Annotated in this window: 12 protein-coding genes and 3 pseudogenes; 9 read left to right on the forward strand and 6 right to left on the reverse strand. The window is 70.1% G+C overall.

Annotated elements, in window-relative coordinates:
* The 4 genes from rfaE2 to ASJ79_RS00765 all read left to right on the forward strand — a co-directional run.
* Nucleotides 1-619, forward strand: a 619-nt coding sequence (gene rfaE2, locus ASJ79_RS00750; RefSeq protein ID WP_156448232.1) for a D-glycero-beta-D-manno-heptose 1-phosphate adenylyltransferase, incomplete at its 5' end; no start/stop codon positions are given.
* Between the two features lie 5 nt (nucleotides 620-624).
* Nucleotides 625-1323 (forward strand): SDR family oxidoreductase, encoded by a 699-nt coding sequence (locus ASJ79_RS00755; RefSeq protein ID WP_156448233.1) that lies wholly within the window; start codon nucleotides 625-627, stop codon nucleotides 1321-1323.
* Complete coding sequence (locus ASJ79_RS00760) at nucleotides 1314-2267, forward strand: glycosyltransferase family 9 protein (RefSeq protein ID WP_067952347.1); 954 nt, start codon at nucleotides 1314-1316, stop codon at nucleotides 2265-2267. Before ASJ79_RS00755 ends, ASJ79_RS00760 begins: the two co-directional genes overlap by 10 nt.
* Nucleotides 2264-3568 carry a UDP-glucose/GDP-mannose dehydrogenase family protein gene (locus ASJ79_RS00765; RefSeq protein WP_067952348.1) on the forward strand — a complete coding sequence of 435 codons (1305 nt, stop codon included), beginning with the start codon at nucleotides 2264-2266 and terminating at the stop codon, nucleotides 3566-3568. Before ASJ79_RS00760 ends, ASJ79_RS00765 begins: the two co-directional genes overlap by 4 nt.
* Here the strand turns inward: ASJ79_RS00765 and ASJ79_RS00770 are convergent.
* Nucleotides 3535-4239, reverse strand: a complete 705-nt coding sequence (locus ASJ79_RS00770; RefSeq protein WP_067952349.1) for a PhoU domain-containing protein — start codon at nucleotides 4237-4239, stop codon at nucleotides 3535-3537. The genes ASJ79_RS00765 and ASJ79_RS00770 overlap by 34 nt on opposite strands.
* 106 nt (nucleotides 4240-4345) lie before the next feature.
* Between ASJ79_RS00770 and ASJ79_RS00775 the strand changes: the two are divergent.
* Nucleotides 4346-6201 (forward strand): annotated as a pseudogene (locus ASJ79_RS00775) (CheR family methyltransferase).
* 5 nt (nucleotides 6202-6206) lie between these two features.
* On the opposite strand, the gene ASJ79_RS00780 reads toward ASJ79_RS00775, so the two are convergent.
* A complete protein-coding gene (locus tag ASJ79_RS00780) occupies nucleotides 6207-7316 on the reverse strand; it encodes a hypothetical protein (RefSeq protein WP_067952350.1) in 1110 nt (369 codons plus the stop codon).
* 37 nt (nucleotides 7317-7353) lie between these two features.
* A complete protein-coding gene (locus tag ASJ79_RS00785; RefSeq protein WP_067952351.1) occupies nucleotides 7354-8007 on the reverse strand; it encodes a UdgX family uracil-DNA binding protein in 654 nt (217 codons plus the stop codon).
* Nucleotides 8008-8085: 78 nt separating this feature from the next.
* On the opposite strand from ASJ79_RS00785, the gene ASJ79_RS00790 reads away from it, so the two are divergent.
* Nucleotides 8086-8874 carry a SigB/SigF/SigG family RNA polymerase sigma factor gene (locus ASJ79_RS00790; RefSeq protein WP_082753593.1) on the forward strand — a complete coding sequence of 263 codons (789 nt, stop codon included), beginning with the start codon at nucleotides 8086-8088 and terminating at the stop codon, nucleotides 8872-8874.
* Nucleotides 8875-8889: 15 nt separating this feature from the next.
* Here the strand turns inward: ASJ79_RS00790 and ASJ79_RS00795 are convergent, their stop codons facing one another.
* Both ASJ79_RS00795 and ASJ79_RS00800 read right to left on the reverse strand, forming a co-directional pair.
* Nucleotides 8890-11037 carry a catalase gene (locus ASJ79_RS00795; protein ID WP_067952352.1) on the reverse strand — a complete coding sequence of 716 codons (2148 nt, stop codon included), beginning with the start codon at nucleotides 11035-11037 and terminating at the stop codon, nucleotides 8890-8892.
* 49 nt (nucleotides 11038-11086) lie between these two features.
* Nucleotides 11087-12869, reverse strand: a pseudogene (locus ASJ79_RS00800) (thiamine pyrophosphate-requiring protein).
* A gap of 51 nt (nucleotides 12870-12920) precedes the next feature.
* Between ASJ79_RS00800 and ASJ79_RS00805 the strand changes: the two are divergent.
* Both ASJ79_RS00805 and ASJ79_RS00810 read left to right on the forward strand, forming a co-directional pair.
* On the forward strand, nucleotides 12921-15254 hold the full coding sequence (locus ASJ79_RS00805) for a Tex family protein (protein ID WP_067952353.1): 2334 nt from the start codon (nucleotides 12921-12923) through the stop codon (nucleotides 15252-15254).
* Nucleotides 15251-15898: a sensor domain-containing protein gene (locus ASJ79_RS00810; RefSeq protein ID WP_067952354.1), complete on the forward strand. Its 648-nt coding sequence runs from the start codon at nucleotides 15251-15253 to the stop codon at nucleotides 15896-15898. The genes ASJ79_RS00805 and ASJ79_RS00810 overlap by 4 nt, the downstream gene beginning before the upstream one ends.
* 27 nt (nucleotides 15899-15925) lie before the next feature.
* Here ASJ79_RS00810 and eat read toward each other — a convergent pair whose 3' ends face one another.
* Nucleotides 15926-17365, reverse strand: coding sequence for an ethanolamine permease (gene eat, locus ASJ79_RS00815; RefSeq protein ID WP_067952355.1), 1440 nt, complete (start codon nucleotides 17363-17365; stop codon nucleotides 15926-15928).
* A 368-nt stretch (nucleotides 17366-17733) separates the two neighbouring features.
* Here eat and ASJ79_RS00820 point away from each other — a divergent pair.
* Nucleotides 17734-18147: pseudogene (locus tag ASJ79_RS00820) on the forward strand (hypothetical protein); the annotation flags it as partial.

The raw sequence follows: 18147 nt of genomic DNA on the forward strand, positions 1-18147 counted from the left end.
CCGCGACGGCATCTTCATCTGTCATCGGAGGTTCATTCCTAAAGCGGGTCGTGGCGGTCTATCTTCGCAAGAAGCGCGATCCAGTCATCATTGCTCACAAAGGCTTGCAAGTGGAACGATCGAGGACCGGTTCCGCTCCGGCGAACACCGAGCCACCGATGCCGTCGCGCTGGCCCAGCGGCTGCGGGCCGCCGGCGGCACCGTGGTGGCCACCGGCGGGTGCTTCGACCTGCTGCACACCGGCCACATCCGGTTGTTGCGCACCGCACGGCAATTCGGCGACGCGCTGATCGTGCTGATCAATTCCGACGACTCCGTGCGCGCGCTGAAGGGGCCCGACCGGCCGGTGATGGCGGCCGCCGACCGGGCCAGGGTGCTGTCGGCGCTGGCCTGTGTCGACGCCGTCGCGGTCTTCGACGACCCGACCCCGGAGCGACTGCTGGCCGACATCCGCCCCGACATCTGGGTCAAGGGCGGTGACTACACCGCAGACGCCCTGCCCGAGGCCGGCGTGGTGAAGCGCCACGGCGGCGACGTGGTGATCGTGCCCACGGTCGCCGGCTACTCCTCGTCCGCCCTGATCGCCGCCGCGCGGTCGGGGCTCCCGACAGAAAGGTGAGACCCATGGCAGAGAATCCGACCCCCGGGGCGGTGCTGATCACCGGCGGCGCTTCCGGTCTCGGTGCGGCGGTCGCCGACGCGGTGCGGGAGCGCGGCGGGACCCCACTGGTGATCGACAAGGACCGCCCCGCCGACGGGATCGCCCACGTGTGCGCGGACCTGGCCGACACCGACGCCGTGGACACCGCGGTCGCGGCGCTGGCCGAACAGGGCGGTGGGCCGCTGCGCGGAGTGTTCACCGCCGCAGGCATCGACGCCTGCGGAACCCTGCGCGAGGTCCCCGCCAAGGAGTGGGAACGGGTGGTCATGGTCAACCTGCTCGGCACCGCGGCCGTGATCAGGTCGGCGCTGCCGTTTCTGTCCCGCGGCCGCAGCCGCATCGTCACGTGCGCGTCGACCCTCGGCATCAAGGCGGTCAGCGACGCCACCGCCTACTGCGCCTCCAAGTTCGGCGTCGTCGGGTTCACCCGCGCGTTGGCCGCCGAACTTGCCGGCGACATCGGAGTGACGCTGCTGATCCCGGGCGGGATGCACACCGCGTTCTTCGACAGCCGCACCGAACAGTACAAGCCCCCGCCGGACGCCAAGCTCAACCAGCCGTCGGACGTGGCCGCCGCCGTGATGTTCGCGCTGTCGCAACCGCCCGGTTGCGAGGTGCGGGAACTCGTGGTGTGCGCGTCCACGGAATCGTCATGGCCCTAGCCGGCGACGACCGCGAACCGCGGACCGTCGTGGTGCTGCGGGCGCTGGGCCTGGGCGATCTGCTCACCGCGGTACCGGCGCTGCGCGGACTGAGGCGGCGCTATCCGGACGCCCGGATCACCCTGGCCGCGCCCGCGAGGTACCGCGCGTTGGCGTTGCACACCGGGGCGGTCGACGACGTGGTGGACACCCCTGAGCTGGGCCCGCTGCGCGGCATCGCGGAGCGGCCGGACCTGGCGGTCAACCTGCACGGGCGCGGACCGCAGTCGATCGCCGCGCTGTTGGCACTGCGGCCCAGAATGTTGCTCACCCATCGCCACGAGGACTTCCCGCACATCGCGGGCCCGCAGTGGCGACCCGACCAGCATGAGGTGGACCGCTGGTGTCAGGTGCTGCACTGGGCCGGGATCGTCTGCCGCGCTGACGATCTGCGCATCGAGCGACCGACCGGGTATCCCGACCGGTCGGATGCGGTGGTGATCCACCCCGGCGCCGGTGCGCCTGCCCGGCAATGGCCGGTGCAGCGGTTCGCGGAGGTCGCCGCGGCGCTGGCGGCACAGGGTGCCCGGGTCGTGATCACCGGATCACCCGCCGAGGCCGACCTGGTCAGAGACGTCCAGTCCGCGGCGCACCTGCCCGAATCCGCGATCTGGCCGGTCACCGAGGACCTGCTCGCGCTCGTTGCGCTGATCAGCGACTGCCGGCTGCTGGTCTGCGGGGACACCGGTGTCGGTCACATCGCCACCGCCACGGGGACGCCGTCGGTGCTGTTGTTCGGTCCGACCCCGCCCCGGAACTGGGGCCCGCGCGACGAGTGCCACGTCACGCTGTGGGCCGGCGACCGCGGGGACCCGCACGCCGCCACCCCGGATCCCGGGCTGCTGCTGCTGACGGTTCCGCGGGTGCTCGACGCGGCCCGCGACGTGCTGGCGCGACGTCCATGACCGCACCCGTGCGCATCGGCGTGGTCGGTGCCGGCTACGTCGGCCTGACCACCGCGGTCTGCCTGGCCGGACACCGGGGAGCGGACACCGTCGCCGTCGACGTCGACCGTGGCAAGGTGGACCGCCTCAGTGCCGGGGTCGCGGTGCTCGACGAGCCCGGGCTGGCGTCGTTGCTCACCACCGGTGTCGCTGCCGGCGCGCTGCGTTTCTCGGCGGATTTCGCGGAGTTGACCGACCGGGACGTGGTGTTCGTCTGCGTGCCTACCCCGCAGGGCCCCGGCGGCGCATCGGATCTGCGGGCGCTCGACGACGCGATGACCCGGCTCGCGGCGGTGCTGCGACCGGGGGCGGTGATCGCGCTGAAGTCCACGGTGCCGGTGGGCACCACACGCCGGGCCGCGCAGCGGATGCGGCCCGCGCAGATCGGTGTGGCGTCCAGTCCGGAGTTCCTGCGCGAAGGTCACGCCGTCGCCGACTTCGTCCATCCGGACCGCGTCGTCGTCGGCGCACTGGCCGACCACGACGCCGAGCGGGTGCGGGCCGCGTACGGGGGCATCGGACCGGTGCTGCGGATGAGCCCGGAGAGCGCCGAACTCGCCAAGTACGCCAGCAACGCGTTCCTGGCGGTGAAGCTGTCGTACGCGAACTCGATCGCCTCGCTGTGCGCACGCCTGGGGGCCGACATCGGCGATGTGACCGCGTGTATGGGCGCCGACGACCGGATCGGCGCGTCGTTCCTGCGGCCCGGGCCGGGCTGGGGCGGCTCCTGTCTGCCGAAGGACACCGCGGCGCTGGTTCATCTCGCACGCGCGGAGAACGTGGTGCTCGGTGAGGTGGAAGCGGCCCGGGCCACCAATGCCGCCCAGCCCCGGCGGATCAGCGACGCACTGCGCAAAGCCGTCGGCGGTGGCCTCGGCGGGGCGAGGATCACCGCGCTCGGGTTGACCTTCAAGGCCGGCACCAGCGACATCAGGGATTCCCCGGCGCTCGCGGTGTGCGCGCACCTGGCCGCCCAGGGCGCGGTGGTGAGCGGCTACGACCCGCAGCTGCCCGCCATCGACCCCGACGAGCTGGACCGGGCCGGGGTGGTCGCCGTCGACGACCCCTACCGCGCCACCAAATCCGCGGACGCGATCGTGCTGCTGACCGAGTGGCCCGAGTTCGGCGACCTCGACTGGTCGCACATCGCAGAGCACGCACCGGGCGCGGTGGTGGCCGACACGCGCACGATGCTCGATCCCGTCGCGGTCCGGTCCGCGGGGCTCGGCTATCTCGGTAGCGGGTGCGCCGACGGGTTCTGATGCGCGATGCCGCGTTCGTCGCCGCCGCCGGCCAATTGGGCGCCCGTGACCTGGAAATGGGCACGGCGGGCGATCTCGACCGCGTGATCGGCGAATCGCTCGTAGAACCGCCCCAGCAGTACGAGGTCGGCTGCCACCGTGGGTCCGTGCCGCCACTGCGGGCTCATCAGCCGCGCGAACAACTCACGGTGAAGATCGTTCATCCGGCCGTCACCGTCGCACACCCTGCGTGCCAGATTCGCATCGCGCAACCGTACCGTCGCCTGCACCATCTCGGCCAATTCCACTGCTGTGGACGACATCTCGGCGAACAGATCACGAACGTCGTCGGGTACGACACAGTCGGGATACCGGCGGCACGCCGTGCGCGCCACATTCGCCGCCAACCCGCCCATCCGGTCGGCGTCGGCGGCGATGTAGAGCGCGGCGACGACGGCGCGAAGATCGCGGGCGACGGGAGCCTGCAGGGCGAGCATGCTGTAGGCGCGGTCATGCACCGCGTTGCCGAGCCGGGTGAGCCGCTTCAGATCGAACGTGACACGGTCGGCGGCGGCGATGTCACCGTTGAGCAGCGCGGCCGAGGCCGCGTCGACGAGCGCCGACGCGCGCCCGCACATATCGGCCAGATCCTCGACCAGGGCCTCGAGGGCGGCATGGAATTCATCGCGCATGATTTCCCCAAGGGTGTGTTTCCTGTTCAGGCCCTTACCCCAGGGGCGCGACACCAAACCGAGTAAGTTCGAGTTCGTCCGAGCACCATGGCGAACGGATCGCAGTTTGAACGCACAGCCCGACGACGAGGCCGACGAGACCTTCGAGGCGCTGTTGCGTTATGTCCGTGACGCCCGGGGTTTCGACTTCACCGGCTACAAGCGCGCCTCCCTGATGCGCCGCGTCCGCCACCGGATGGAGCAGGCCGGGTTCACCTCGTTCGAGGAGTACCTCGACACACTGCAGGCCAGCGCCGACGAGTTCGCCGCGCTGTTCAACACCATCCTGATCAACGTCACGAGCTTCTTCCGGGACGCCCCGGCCTGGGATTACGTGCGCGACGAGGTGGTGCCGACACTGCTGGCCGAGCGCAGCCCGACCGACCCGATCCGGATCTGGAGCGCCGGATGCGCATCCGGCCAGGAGGCCTACACGCTGGCGATGATCCTTTCCGAGGCGATGGGTGTCGACGATTTCCGGCGGGGGGTCAAGATCTATGCCACCGACGTGGACGAGGAGGCCCTCGCCGAGGCCCGCGCCGCGTCCTACGACGCCAGGGCCGTCGAGGCGGTGCCCGCCGATCTGCTCGACCGCTACTTCACCCCGGTCAACGGCAGGTTCGTCTTCCGCAAGGATCTGCGGCGGGTCGTCATCTTCGGCCGCAACGACCTGGTCAACGACGCCCCGATCTCACGGGTCGACCTCCTGGTGTGCCGGAACACCCTGATGTACCTGAACGCCGACACGCAGCGCAATGTGCTCGCGCGGTTGCACTTCGCGCTCGCGCCACGCGGGGTGGTGTTCCTCGGGCACGCCGAGATGCTGCTCAGCCACACCGACCGGTTCACCCCGATGAACCTGCAACACCGCTTCTTCCGGAAGGTCCCCTCAACCGGTGACGACGCCGGCCGTCATCCTCCGGCGATGCTGTCGGGACGCCGCAGCGAGGTGTCCGGGCTGGCGTCGATCCGCGACCTCGCGTTCCGGGCCAGCCCGGTGGCGCAGATTGTGGTCGACGGCGACGACACAGTGACGATGATCAACCAGCAGGCGGAGTCGACGTTCGGACTCTCGGCCGGCGACATCGGCAGGCTGTTGCGCGACCTCGATGTGTCCTACTCGTCCCCTCGAGCTGCGCGCCCACCTCGAGCAGGCCAAGATGGAGCGCCGGGCGGCGCGCATCCAGGACGTGCGGTGGCAGCGGCCCGGCCGCGACACGGTGTGGTTCGAGATCCACGTGAACCCGTTGGTGGACAACGACAACCGGCTTCTCGGCATCTCGCTGGTGTTCTTCGACGTGACGTCGACCCGGGCGCTGCTGGACAGGGTCGTGGACACCAACCGCCAGTTGGAGACCGCGTACGAGGAACTGCAGTCCACCAATGAGGAACTCGAGACGACGAACGAGGAACTGCAGTCCACGGTGGAGGAACTGGAGACCACGAACGAGGAACTGCAGTCCACCAACGAAGAACTCTCTCGAGACCATGAACGAGGAGCTGCAGTCCACCAACGACGAACTGCACACGATCAACGACATGCTGCGGGAGCGCAGCGTCGAACTCGACGAGGCGACGGCGTTCGTCGAGTCGCTGGTCGGTTCCATCCGCCTGGGCCTTGCCGTCGTCGACCGGCAGATGCGCGTGGTGGTGTGGAACCGCGGCTGTGAGCGGCTGTGGGGTCTGCGCGCCGACGAGGTCATCGGGAAACCGTTGCCCGCCCTGGACATCGGCCTGCCCACCGATGAGATCAAACCCTTGATCGGCGGGGTGTTCGTCGACGCCGACGCCGCCGAGGAGACCACGGTGGACGCGGTGGACCGGCGGGGACGGGCGGCCCGGGTCCGGGTGCTGTGCACCGCGTTCCGCTCCGTCGACGATTCGGTCAACGGGGCGCTGCTGTTGATGGAGGTGTCGGCCTGACGGTGTCAGGGCGTGGCGGCGGTGCGGGGCGCATACCGCAGGATCGCCGCGACCCCGTCGCGGGGAGACACGCGTTCGTCGACGCCGATCAGGTCCGCGTCGACACAGATCGCCGCGAAGGGGAGTGCCTCGTCCGCCCGGACGGTCGCCGACCGGGCGGAGCCGAGCTCGGAGAGCACCTCCGGGGTCGGTGCGACCATCGTCGGGCCGTCGCCGACGAACACGGTGGCGTCGCCGATCTCGCCGATGATCAGCGTCTCGACCGCGCCCTCACGCAGCGCGGCACACACCCCGGGGAGACCTTCGGTCGCCAGTCCCTGGTCTCGATCGTTCTCGGCGGCGAAACGTTGTGCGGCGGAGTCGATGTCGTCGACCCGCCGCAGCCGCAACTGGGTCTCGATGTCGTGGTGCAGCGCCGCCTCGTCGATGCTGCCACGGGCGCCGGCGTTGATCTCGCAGACGAGTTCGGCGACCCGCTTCGGAAGCGCGCCCGTCAGGTCGGCGCGTGAGGTGACCTCACCGGCGACGAACACCACGTCGGGGTGGTGCTCGTCGAACGCCTTCACCACATCGGCCGCCACCGTCTGGATGTTCTTCAGACGGGCGCCCTCGGCCGCACGCTGCGGGTCGCCGTAGCCGGCGGACTCCGCGCCCGAGGCCTTGTGCACGGGGTACTCGCCGCCTTCGACGGTGTCGCTCTGCACATGCCCGCCGGCCCGTACCGTCACGTCCGCGCCCTCGTGATCCACGACCACGAGCAGGTACGGGCGGTCGTCGACGCCGTGCACGATCGCGGGAACCAGATAGGGCAGATCGGACACCCGGGCCGTGGGCGTCTCCGGAGGCCGCACCAGACGCTGGACGAGACGGATCTCGCGACCGGCGATCACCGCGCAGCCCCCGCGCCCGACCGCCGCCGGCGTCTCCTGGAGCCCACGCTGGACAACGGCGACCAACTCGTCGTCCGCGCCTTGGCTGTGCAACTCCTCGGCGAGGGCCCGCCATCTGAGCTCGGCCTGCTTGGCCGCATCCGCGGTGCCGTGGGAGTCGTCGACATACACCGACGCGAACGGACCTTCGGCTTCGACCAGGGAACGAAATCGAGTTGCCTGCATGTCATCCGGGTGCCCGGATCGACGGCTCGCAAACCGTTCAGGCGGCGAGAAGTCCAGCGGCGAACTCCAGGTCGGTCACCAGCGACCGGAACGATTCCGCACGGGCCTGAGAGGGTCCGCGCAGCACGGCCGACGGGTGCACGGTCACCACCACCTTCGCATCCCGCACGCTCGCCGGTGCGGCGTCGGAAGGCAGTTGCAGTATCTCGCCGCGGTGCTCGGTCAGACGGAACGAGCTGCCGAGCAAGGCTTTGGCCGCGGTCGCGCCCAGCAGCACGACGACCGACGGCTCGACCGCCTCCAGCTCGGCGATCAACCACGGCCGGCACGCGACCACCTCGGTGCGGCTCGGCGTCTTGTGGATCCGCCGTGTGCCGCGCTCGGCCGGGACGAACTTGAAATGTTTGACCGCGTTGGTCAGGTAGACCGGGGCCCGGGGCAGACCCGCTTCCTGCAGGGCCTTGTCGAGCAGCCGCCCCGCGGGGCCGACGAACGGTTCGCCGGCCAGGTCCTCGCGATCGCCCGGTTGCTCGCCGACCAGCATCAGCGCGGCCTCGGTCGGGCCGCTTCCGAACACCGCGCGACTGGCGTTCTCGTACAGGCCGCAGCCGCGGCAGGCCTGCGCGGCGGCGGCCAGCGCCGCCACGTCGCGGGTGGGTGGAACGAAGTCGGCGGCGCCGATGGTCGTCATGTCCGGGGGATACCCATCTGCTGGGAGAAGTGTTCGCGACCCCGTGATCGGCCGTGCGGTGGCGGGTACCCGGCACCCATGAGTTCTTCCGGCGAACTCGACTTCGGGTGGATCCAGGCGGCGTTCGTCACGCTGCGCGCGCTGCCGCCCGACTCGGCCGAACACGCCAGGCTTCGTGATGCCGTCATCCGGGAGTGCCTGCCGTTGGCCGACCGGATCGCGCGCCGCTACGACCACCGCGGCGAGACGCACGACGACCTCGTGCAGGTGGCGCGGGTGGGCCTGGTGAACGCGGTCAACCGGTTCGACCCCACCGCCGGTCCGGAGTTCCTGTCCTTCGCGATCCCGACCATGATGGGGGAGGTGAAGCGGTATTTCCGCGATTGCGGCTGGGCGGTCAACGTGCCCCGCCGGCTCAAGGATCTCTATCCGGCACTGGCGCCGGCCACCGCCGAGCTGATGCAGCGGCTGGGCAGGTCACCGAACGCGGCGGAACTGGCCGCGGTGCTGGAGGTGGACCGGATGGACGTCGTCGAGGCGCTCACGGCCGCCGCGGGGTTCAAGACCCGGTCGATCGACACCGGCGCGGCCCGCGGCGAGGACACCCCGGCTCTCGCCGACAGGATGGGCGGGCCGGATCCCGGCATCGGGTTCGTCGACGAATGCGACGCGCTTCGGGCGCAACTGCAGTCCCTGCCGCCCCGCGAATACCGGATCGTCATCATGCGCTTCTTCGAATCGTTGACCCAGACCGAGATCGCGGCGCGCATGGGTATCTCGCAGATGCACGTGTCCAGACTTCTCGCCCAGTCCCTGGACCGACTCCGCACCGGCATGACCGACTCCGACGGCACCGCCATCGCCTGAGGCGGACGCCGGGATTCACTTCCGGCGCGTTCGCCGCGTGGTCGGGGCCGTCGCCCGCACCGGCGCGACCGCCGACGACATCACCGATTCGGCCCGGTCCCATACTCGGTGCAGTCCGAGCGCGGCCAGCAGTTCCGCCCCGAACCCGGACGAGACGTCGTCGGCGGTCACCACCCCGGGATCCTGCAGGCCGATGTCGACGGTCTGCAGAGCCGCCCTGGCATCGCCCCACGCCGCCAACGGCTTGCAGTGCCTGAGCATCTCGTGCAGCAGGACGACCATCTTGATGTCGACGCGGGCCAGCGCCCCGCCGGCGACCACGACGGCGTCGAACTCGATCGAGCGCGCGGTGTCGAAGGTGCGGTCGACGACCAGAGTGCGCCGGCCCGACTTCAACGTGCCGCCGGCCGGCGCGACGATCGCCGGGATCACCCCCGCTTTCTGCAGCGCCTTGGTCAATTTGGCCACCCCGGCGAGATCGGAGTCGTTGTCGGCGATGATCGCCACCTTGCGTCCCGTCACCGGGCCCGGCGCGGTGACGACCTGCGACAAGGCCGGAGACACCGTCACCTCCGGCGGCGGGCTGCCTTGGGGGGCCGGCAGGCCGAGCCCCTGGGCGACCTGTTCGCAGAGGTCGGCGTCCACATTGGCCAGCACCTCCAGCTGCCGTTCCTTGATGCCCTGCTCGTAGCACTTGCCGAGCTCGAAGGTGAACGCCTCGACGATGTGCGCCTGCTCGATCGGGGTCAGTGACCGGTAGAACATCGCCGGCTGGGTGAAGTGGTCGTCGAACGACGTCGGCGCCACACGCGCGACCCGGCCCTCCACCGGACGGGCGGTCGGCACGTAGCCGCCCTCGTCCGCGTCGGCGACCACGGGTTCGCCGCCGTCGATGCTGTTCGGCCGGTACGGCGCCTGCCCGGTGTGGATGGCCGTCTGGTGCATGCCGTCGCGCAGCATGTCGTTGACCGGGCAGCGGGGCCGATTGATCGGCAGCTGGGTGAAGTTGGGCCCGCCCAGCCGGGTCAGCTGCGTGTCCAGGTAGGAGAACAGCCGGGCCTGCATCAGCGGGTCGTCGGTGACCTCGATACCGGGAACCAGGTTGCCGGTGTGGAACGCGACCTGCTCGGTCTCGGCGAAGAAGTTGGTGGGGTTGCGGTTGAGCGTCAGCTTGCCGATCAACTGCACCGGAACCAGTTCCTCGGGAACGATCTTGGTGGGGTCGAGCAGGTCGATGCCCTCGAAGGTCTCGGTGCCGTCGTCGGGCATCACCTGCACCCCGAGCTCGTACTCCAGCGGCGCGCCCGCCTCGATGCCGTCGGCCATGTCGCGGCGGTGGAAGTCGGGGTCGAAGCCGGCGGCCAGCTGGGCCTCCTCCCACACCAGGGAATGCACACCGGCCACCGGCTTCCAGTGGAACTTCACCAAACTGGTCTCGCCCTTGGCGTTGACCAGGCGGAAGGTGTGGACACCGAAACCCTCCATGGTGCGGTAGGAGCGCGGGATGCCGCGGTCGCTCATGTTCCAGAAGACGTGGTGGGTGGCCTCGGTGTGCAGTGACACGAAATCCCAGAACGTGTCGTGCGCGGACTGCGCCTGCGGGATCTCACGGTCGGGATGAGGCTTACCGGCGTGGATCACGTCCGGGAACTTGATGCCGTCCTGGATGAAGAAGACCGGTATGTTGTTGCCGACGAGGTCGAAGGTGCCTTCCTCGGTGTAGAACTTGACCGCGAAACCGCGGGTGTCGCGGACGGTGTCGGCTGATCCGCGCGAGCCCAGCACAGTCGAGAAGCGGCAGAACACGTCGGTCTGCTTGCCCTTGGACGCCAGGAAGGCCGCCTTGGTGATCGAGGCCGCGTTGCCGTACGCCTCGAAGACGCCGTGCGCCGCAGCGCCTCTGGCGTGCACCACCCGCTCGGGGATGCGTTCGTGGTCGAAGTGGGTGATCTTCTCCCGCAGGTGGAAGTCCTCCATCAAGGTGGGCCCACGGCTGCCCGCTTTCAGCGAGTGGTCGGTGTCGGGGATCCGGACCCCTTGCGCGGTGGTGAGGTACCGGCCGGACTGTGCCCGCGGGTCAGGTTGCTCGTCAGTGCTTTTCGACGCACCGGTCGGGCTGACCCGGGCGGGTGCGGACTGGTCTCGTTTGCGCGCAGCGGGCATGTATTGCCTCCGGTTTCGGCGGTACGGGGAGCCCTGTGCCCATACCCGGTCATCTCCGTGTCAAACGCTCGCTCAGGACGCTCTTGACCGTCTGGTACACCAGATGCCGCGCACCCGGGTCACCTTTCGCGATCGCCCGGCTCAGGTTCAGCATCTCGTGAGGTCACATGGGGCGGGATCGGCGGGACCTCCGGGTCGCAGCGCACGTCGAGCAACGTCGGGCCCTGCGCCGAAAGCGCCCAGTCCCACGCGGCACCGAGCTCGGAGTCCGACTCGACGGTCATCGCGTCCACGCCCATGGAGCGGGCCACGGCCGCGTAGCTGACGGCGGGAAGGGTCTGGGACGGTTCGAACTTCGGGGATCCGCCGGCCCGCAGCTCCCAGGTCACCTGGTTGAGATCGCCGTTGCCGAACACGCACACCACCAGCCGGCGGTCGTCCCACTCGTCGTGGTAGCGACTGATGGTCAGCAACTCGTTCAGCCCGTTCATCTGCATCGCCCCGTCCCCGACCAGGGCGATCACCGGACGATCGGGGTGGGCGAACTTCGCGCCGATCGCGTAGGGCACCGCGCAGCCCATCGTGGCCAGGGTGCCCGACACCGAACCACGGACGTCACCGGTGAACTTCAGGCAGCGCGCATACCACGTGGTCGAGGACCCGGAGTCGGCGGTCACGATCGCGTTGCCGGGCAACCTGTTCGACAGTTCCCATGCGATGCGCATCGGGTTGACCGGCCGCGCCGCGAGCATGCTCTGCTGTTCCAGGACCGCCCACCACCGTCTGACGTTGTCCTCGATGGTGTTCCGCCAGTCGGTCCGGCCTTTCGGGCGCAGGTGTCGTTGCAGCGCAGCCAGTGTCGCCCGGGCGTCGGCGACGATGTTGAGCTCGGTCGGATAGCGCATCCCGATCGAGGTGCCGTCGTCGTCGATCTGGACCGCACGGGCCTGACCGAACTGCGGAAGGTACTGCGTGTAGGGGAAATTCGAGCCGACGATCAGCAGCGTGTCGCAGTCGCGCATCATCTCGTAGCTGGCCCGCGACCCGAGCAGCCCGATCGGACCGGTCACGAAGCTCAGGTCGTCGGGCAGAACGTCCTTGCCCAGCAGCGCCTTTGCCACGCCGGCGCCGGTGAGCTCAGCCACACCGAGGACCTCCCGGCGCGCGCCCCGCGCGCCCTGGCCGATCAGGATGGCGACCCGCTCACCGTCGTTGAGGATCTCGGCGGCGCGGCGCACCTGCTCCTCGGCCGGCGTGGTGACCCCGAACTCGTCGGCGGGATCGCTGGACGGGACGTGCTTGAACTCGTGTTCCGGCGGTTCGTATTCCTGCTCCTGCAGGTCGGACGGGACGATGACGACCGTCGGCGCACGCCGGGTGGCGGCGGTCCGGATGGCCCGGTCGAGCGCGGCGGGCAGCTGTTCGGACACGTTGACCTCGACGATGTAGTCGCTGGCGACGTCGCCGAACAGCGCCTGCAGATCCACCTCCTGCTGGTAACTGCCGCCCATCGCGCTCCGGGCGGTCTGCCCGATGACCGCGACCACCGGAACGTGGTCGAGCTTGGCGTCGTAGAGACCGTTGAGCAGGTGCACCGCCCCCGGGCCCGAGGTGGCCATGCAGACCCCGACCTCGCCGGAGAACTTCGCGTACCCGACGGCGGCCATCGCGGCCATCTCCTCGTGGCGGGTCTGGATGAACCGGGGATCGTCGTCGGCGCGGCCCAGCGCCGAGATGAGTCCGTTGATCCCGTCACCCGGGTAACCGAAGATGTGGGTGATGTTCCACTGGCGGAGCCGGTCGAGGATGAAGTCGGCCACATCGGTGCGCATACCGGCGACTACCCGGCGGGCCGCGGCCGAAACTCGAGTAGGGTTCCGCGCGTGATCACCTCTGGCGCTGTGAAGTCCGTAAACGCCCGTCTCGCTGCGGAACTGGCCGTGGGGGAGGCGCAGGTCGCCGCGGCGGTGCGGCTGCTCGACGAGGGCGCGACGGTGCCGTTCATCGCCCGTTACCGCAAGGAGGTCACCGGCAGTCTCGACGACGGCCAGCTGCGCGTCCTGGAGGAGCGGCTGGCCTACCTGCGCGAGCTGGACGACCGGCGCAACGCGGTACTGGCGTCGATCAAGGAGCAGGGCAAGCTCACCGACGACCTGACCGCGGCGCTGATGGCGGCCGACACGAAGGCCCGCGTCGAGGACATCTACCTGCCGTTCAAGCCGAAGCGGCGGACCAAGGCGCAGATCGCCAGGGAGGCCGGCCTGGAGCCGCTGGCCGACCGGCTGCTGGCCGACCCCGCTCAGGCGCCCGAGCAGGCCGCCGCCGAGTTCGCCGGCGAGAACGTCCCCGACGCCGCGGCGGCACTGGACGGCGCCCGCCACATCATCGTCGAACGGGCCGCCGAGGACGCCGAGCTCGTGGGCGCGCTGCGCGAGCGGTTCTGGGAGCACGGTGTGCTGCAGACCAAACCCGCATCCGAAGCCGCCGCCGCGGCGGAGAAGGCGCAGAAGTTCCGGGACTACTTCGACCACACCGAAGAGCTGTCCGCGATGCCGTCCCACCGCGTGCTGGCGGTGCTGCGCGGCGAGAAGGAGCAGGTGCTGGCGCTCAGCCTGGACGGCGGCGACGAGGACTCCTACCTTGCGATGATCGCCGCGGCGCTGGGTATCGACCTGACCGCCGCCGCGCCCGCCACCCCGTGGCTGGCGGCCACCGTCGGCTTCGCGTGGCGGACCCGGCTGTCGGTGTCGGCGTCGGTGGACGCGCGGGTGCGGCTGCGGCTGCGCGCCGAGCAGGACGCCGTCGCGGTGTTCGCCAAGAACCTCAAGGACCTGTTGCTGGCGGCCCCCGCCGGCAACCGCGTCACGATGGGCCTCGACCCCGGTTTCCGGACCGGGGTGAAGGTCGCCGTCGTCGACGGCACCGGCAAGGTTCTCGACACCTGCGCGATCTACCCGCACCAGCCGCAGAAGCAGTGGGACACGGCCAAGGCGACTCTGGCGGCGCTGGTGGCCCGGCACGGCGTCGAGTTGATCGCGGTCGGCAACGGCACCGCGTCACGTGAAACCGACGCGCTGGCAACCGAACTCATCGCCGACATCCGCGCCGCCGGAGCGAAGGCGCCGGCCAGGGCGATGGTCAGCGAGGCGGGTGCGTCGGTGTACTCGGCATCGGCCTACGCTGCGCACGAGCTTCCCGGTCTCGACGTCACGCTGCGCGGCGCGGTGTCCATCGCGCGGCGGTTGCAGGATCCGCTCGCCGAGCTGGTCAAGATCGAGCCGAAATCCATCGGGGTGGGCCAGTACCAGCACGACGTCACCCCCGGCATCCTGGCCAGGAGTCTCGGCGCGGTCGTCGAGGACGCGGTGAACGCCGTCGGCGTCGACCTGAACACGGCGTCGGTTCCGCTGCTGGCCCGGGTCTCCGGTATCACCGAGTCGCTGGCCGAGGCGATCGTGGCGCACCGGGACAGGGTCGGCCGGTTCCAGAACCGCCGCGCGCTGCTCGATGTTCCGCGCCTGGGGCCCAAGGCGTTCGAGCAGTGCGCCGGGTTCCTGCGGATCCGGGACGGCGAGGATCCGCTGGACGCCTCCGGGGTGCACCCCGAGTCGTATCCGGTGGTGCGCCGCATCCTGGACCGCGCAGGAGTCACGCTGGCCGAGATCATCGGTAACGAACGCGCGCTGCGCACATTGCGGCCCGCCGACTTCGCCGACGACCGGTTCGGTCTCCCCACGGTCACCGACATCCTCGCCGAGCTGGAGAAGCCCGGCCGTGACCCGCGCCCGGCGTTCACCACCGCGACGTTCGCCGCGGGGGTGGAGAAGGTCGCCGACCTCAAGGTCGGGATGATCCTGGAGGGTGTGGTGACCAACGTGGCCGCGTTCGGCGCGTTCGTCGACGTCGGGGTGCACCAGGACGGGCTCGTGCACGTGTCGGCGATGGCCGACCGCTTCGTCTCCGATCCGCACGAAGTGGTGCGCTCCGGCCAGGTGGTGCGGGTCAAGGTCGTCGACGTCGACGTCGACCGGCAACGTATCGGGCTGAGCCTGCGCCTCGACGACGACGCGAAACCAGGGCGTGGCCCCCGGCGCGGTGACCGGCCGAGCACGCCCAAACGAAACCCCCCGCGCGGCAACGGCTCCGGTCGCAGAGAACAGAACCGCCCGGCCGGCTCGATGGCGCAGGCGCTGCGGGACGCGGGCTTCGGCCGATGAACGCGCGGTGGCAGGCGGTCACGGTGCCTGCCGCCGTCGTCGCGCTGCTCGGCGGGTGCACCCGCCACGTGGACAACCCCCAGGCCAGGCCCGAGCCGCCGGCTGCGCCGATCACCACCGCGCAGGTCGTGGACCTGCTCAGCCCGCAGGTGGCCGGCGAGGAGGGAAACCTGTTCGCCGTCGCCGAGCCGCAGCACTGCGCCGGGCTGGCGCGCGAGGTGGACCCGCCGTTCCTCGACGCGCACCGTCCGGTGGCCACCGACGGCGGCCACTGGACGACCGAGGACGGGCGGTTCTACATCGAGGAGATGGTCGCGGTCTACCGGTCGGACTTCGACCCCGCCGCGGCGCTCGACACGGTGCGGCAGACCGTCGACCGGTGCGCCGGCACCGCGCTGACCGTCACCACGATGCAGGACCGCACATATGACTTCGCCGTGGAGCCGTTCCCGACCCGGGCGCCCGACCGCGCGGTGCTGTGGTCCCTGCGGGCGGCCGACTGGAACTGCGACAACCTGTTCGTCGCGGCGCACAACGCCGCGATCGAGATCACGACCTGTGGCGCGGCGCCCGGCTTCGACGTGGTGACGCTGGCCGCGGAGGCGTCGCAGCGGATCGACGCGCTGGCCGACACCACCGCCTGAGCGGGCCGGTGAGCTACCGGCGGGAGGTCACCGCAGCTCCTGTTCGGCGGCTGCGAGCGCGGCGAATTCCTCGTCGGGGGAGTTGGCCACCAGACGGTGCCGGCTATAGAGCCCGAAATACGCCATGAACGCGGCGAACACGATCAGACAGCACAGCGCCGCGACGCTGTCGACCAGGAAGGTCGCGATGACGGCGAGCACCGCGATCACGAGGGCGAAGCCCGTCGTCGCGACACCGCCCGGCGTGCGGTACGGACGCGGCATGTCGGGCTCACGCCTGCGCAGCACGATGTGGCTGACCATCATCAGCACGTAGCTCACCGCAGCCCCGAACACGGCCATGTTCAGCAGCAGGTCACCCTTGCCGATCAGCGACAGCAGGAAGCCGATGACACCCGGCACGATCAACGCCAGGGTCGGGGTCTTGCGCCTGTTGGTCACCGACAGGATGGTCGGCAGGTATCCGGCCCGCGACAACGCGAACAGCTGACGCGAGTAGGCGTAGATGATGGAGAAGAAGCTGGCGATCAGTCCGGCCAGCCCGATGTAGTTGACGACCTTGGCGAAGCCGCTGTCGCCCAGCGCCGCCACCAGCGGGTTGCCCGACTCCGACATCGCGGTCGCACCCCCGGCGCCGGTGGTCAGCACCAGCACGGTCACGCAGGTGACCAGCAGCACCGCCATCCCGGCGATGATGCCCCTGGGCACGTTGCGTTCCGGTTCGGCGGCCTCCTCGGCGGCCAGCGGGACGCCTTCGATGGCCAGGAAGAACCAGATCGCGAACGGGATCGCGGCCCAGATGCCGAGCACGCCGAACGGCAACAGGGGAGAGGCACCGGCGGCATCGGTGACCGCGATGTCGGTCAGGTTGGCGCTGTCGAACCGCGGGATCGCCCCGATGGCGAACACCACCAGGCCGATCAGCGCGATCACGGTGATCACGAACATGACCTTGAGCGCCTCACCCACCCCGGCCAGGTGGATGCCGATGAAGATGGCGTAGGCGGCGAGGTAGACCCACCAGCCGTCGGTGATCCCGAACAGATTGAGCGATTCGACGTAGGCGCCGATGAAGGTGGCGATCGCCGCGGGCGCGATCGCGTACTCGATCAGGATGGCGGTGCCGGTGGCGAAACCGCCCCACGGGCCCAGCGCGCGGCGCGCAAAGGTGTAGCCGCCGCCCGCAGCAGGCAGTGCCGAGGACATCTCGGCCATGCCCAGCACCATCGCCAGGTACATCGCCGCGATGATGACCGCGGCGATGGCCAGACCGCCGAAGCCGCCCTCACCGAGGCCGAAGTTCCACCCGGAGTAGTCCCCGGAGATCACGTAGCTGATCCCGAGCCCGGCGAGCAGAAGCCATCCCGCCGTGCCCTTCTGCAGCTGCCGCTTCTGCAGATAGGCCTCCGACTCCCGGTGCGCCTCCACGCCGCGTGCGGTGTGGGTACTACGAGCATCGCCGCTCATGAAACGACTCCCTTCAACGGTGTGAGGTAGCACACTACTACCCGCGATGTGGTGTCGATGCGGCAATGCCCCTACGAAATCAGTTGCCCTACAAAAGAATTGAAAGCCCCGGTGGTACGGGAAGGAGCGGCGCGACGGCGGCGCCGCATCGCGCCCGCCGGGCGGAACACGCGCGGCGGCGATACGCTCCTGCCGGTCCGCCGCCGACGTCCGGGAGGACACCTAAAGGTCTGAGAGTCGACCTTTGGGGAGCCTAGTGGCGTGTGGTGTGCGGTGTCCAGTGTCGGCGGGCACCGAGCCGACATGTAACGGCGTCTCGGCGGCGCCCGATGAATCGCACAGACCGGTGAACGACGGAAGGGGACGGCGTGGGCATGGTTCTGGGGCTGTCACTGACCTCGCAGGCCGTCGTCTGGGTGCTCGTCGACGACACCGACGGCGCCGTGGTCGACCATGACGTGCTCGAGTTCCGTGCCGGCACCGAGATCGCCCGCGCCGCGGCCCGGGGCGCGCGGACGATCGCGACCGCGGGCGGCCACGACGTCGACCGCATCCGGCTGACCTGGGGTGACGACGTCACCCGCGACGGGATCCGGTTGCGTGCCCAACTCGACGACCTCAAGATCGCCGGCGTCGAGGCGGTGCCGCTGTCCCGCGCGATGAGCACCATGGTCGCCCCCGACACCGCACCCGGGCTGGCGCTCGCCTACGGCGCCGCCGTCGCGCAGGACCCCGTCGACCGTGTCCGTCCCGGGCCGCCGCAGCGGACCCGTGACGGCGCC

It is taken from the genome of Mycobacterium sp. NAZ190054, from assembly GCF_001545925.1.
Classification (GTDB): domain Bacteria; phylum Actinomycetota; class Actinomycetes; order Mycobacteriales; family Mycobacteriaceae; genus Mycobacterium.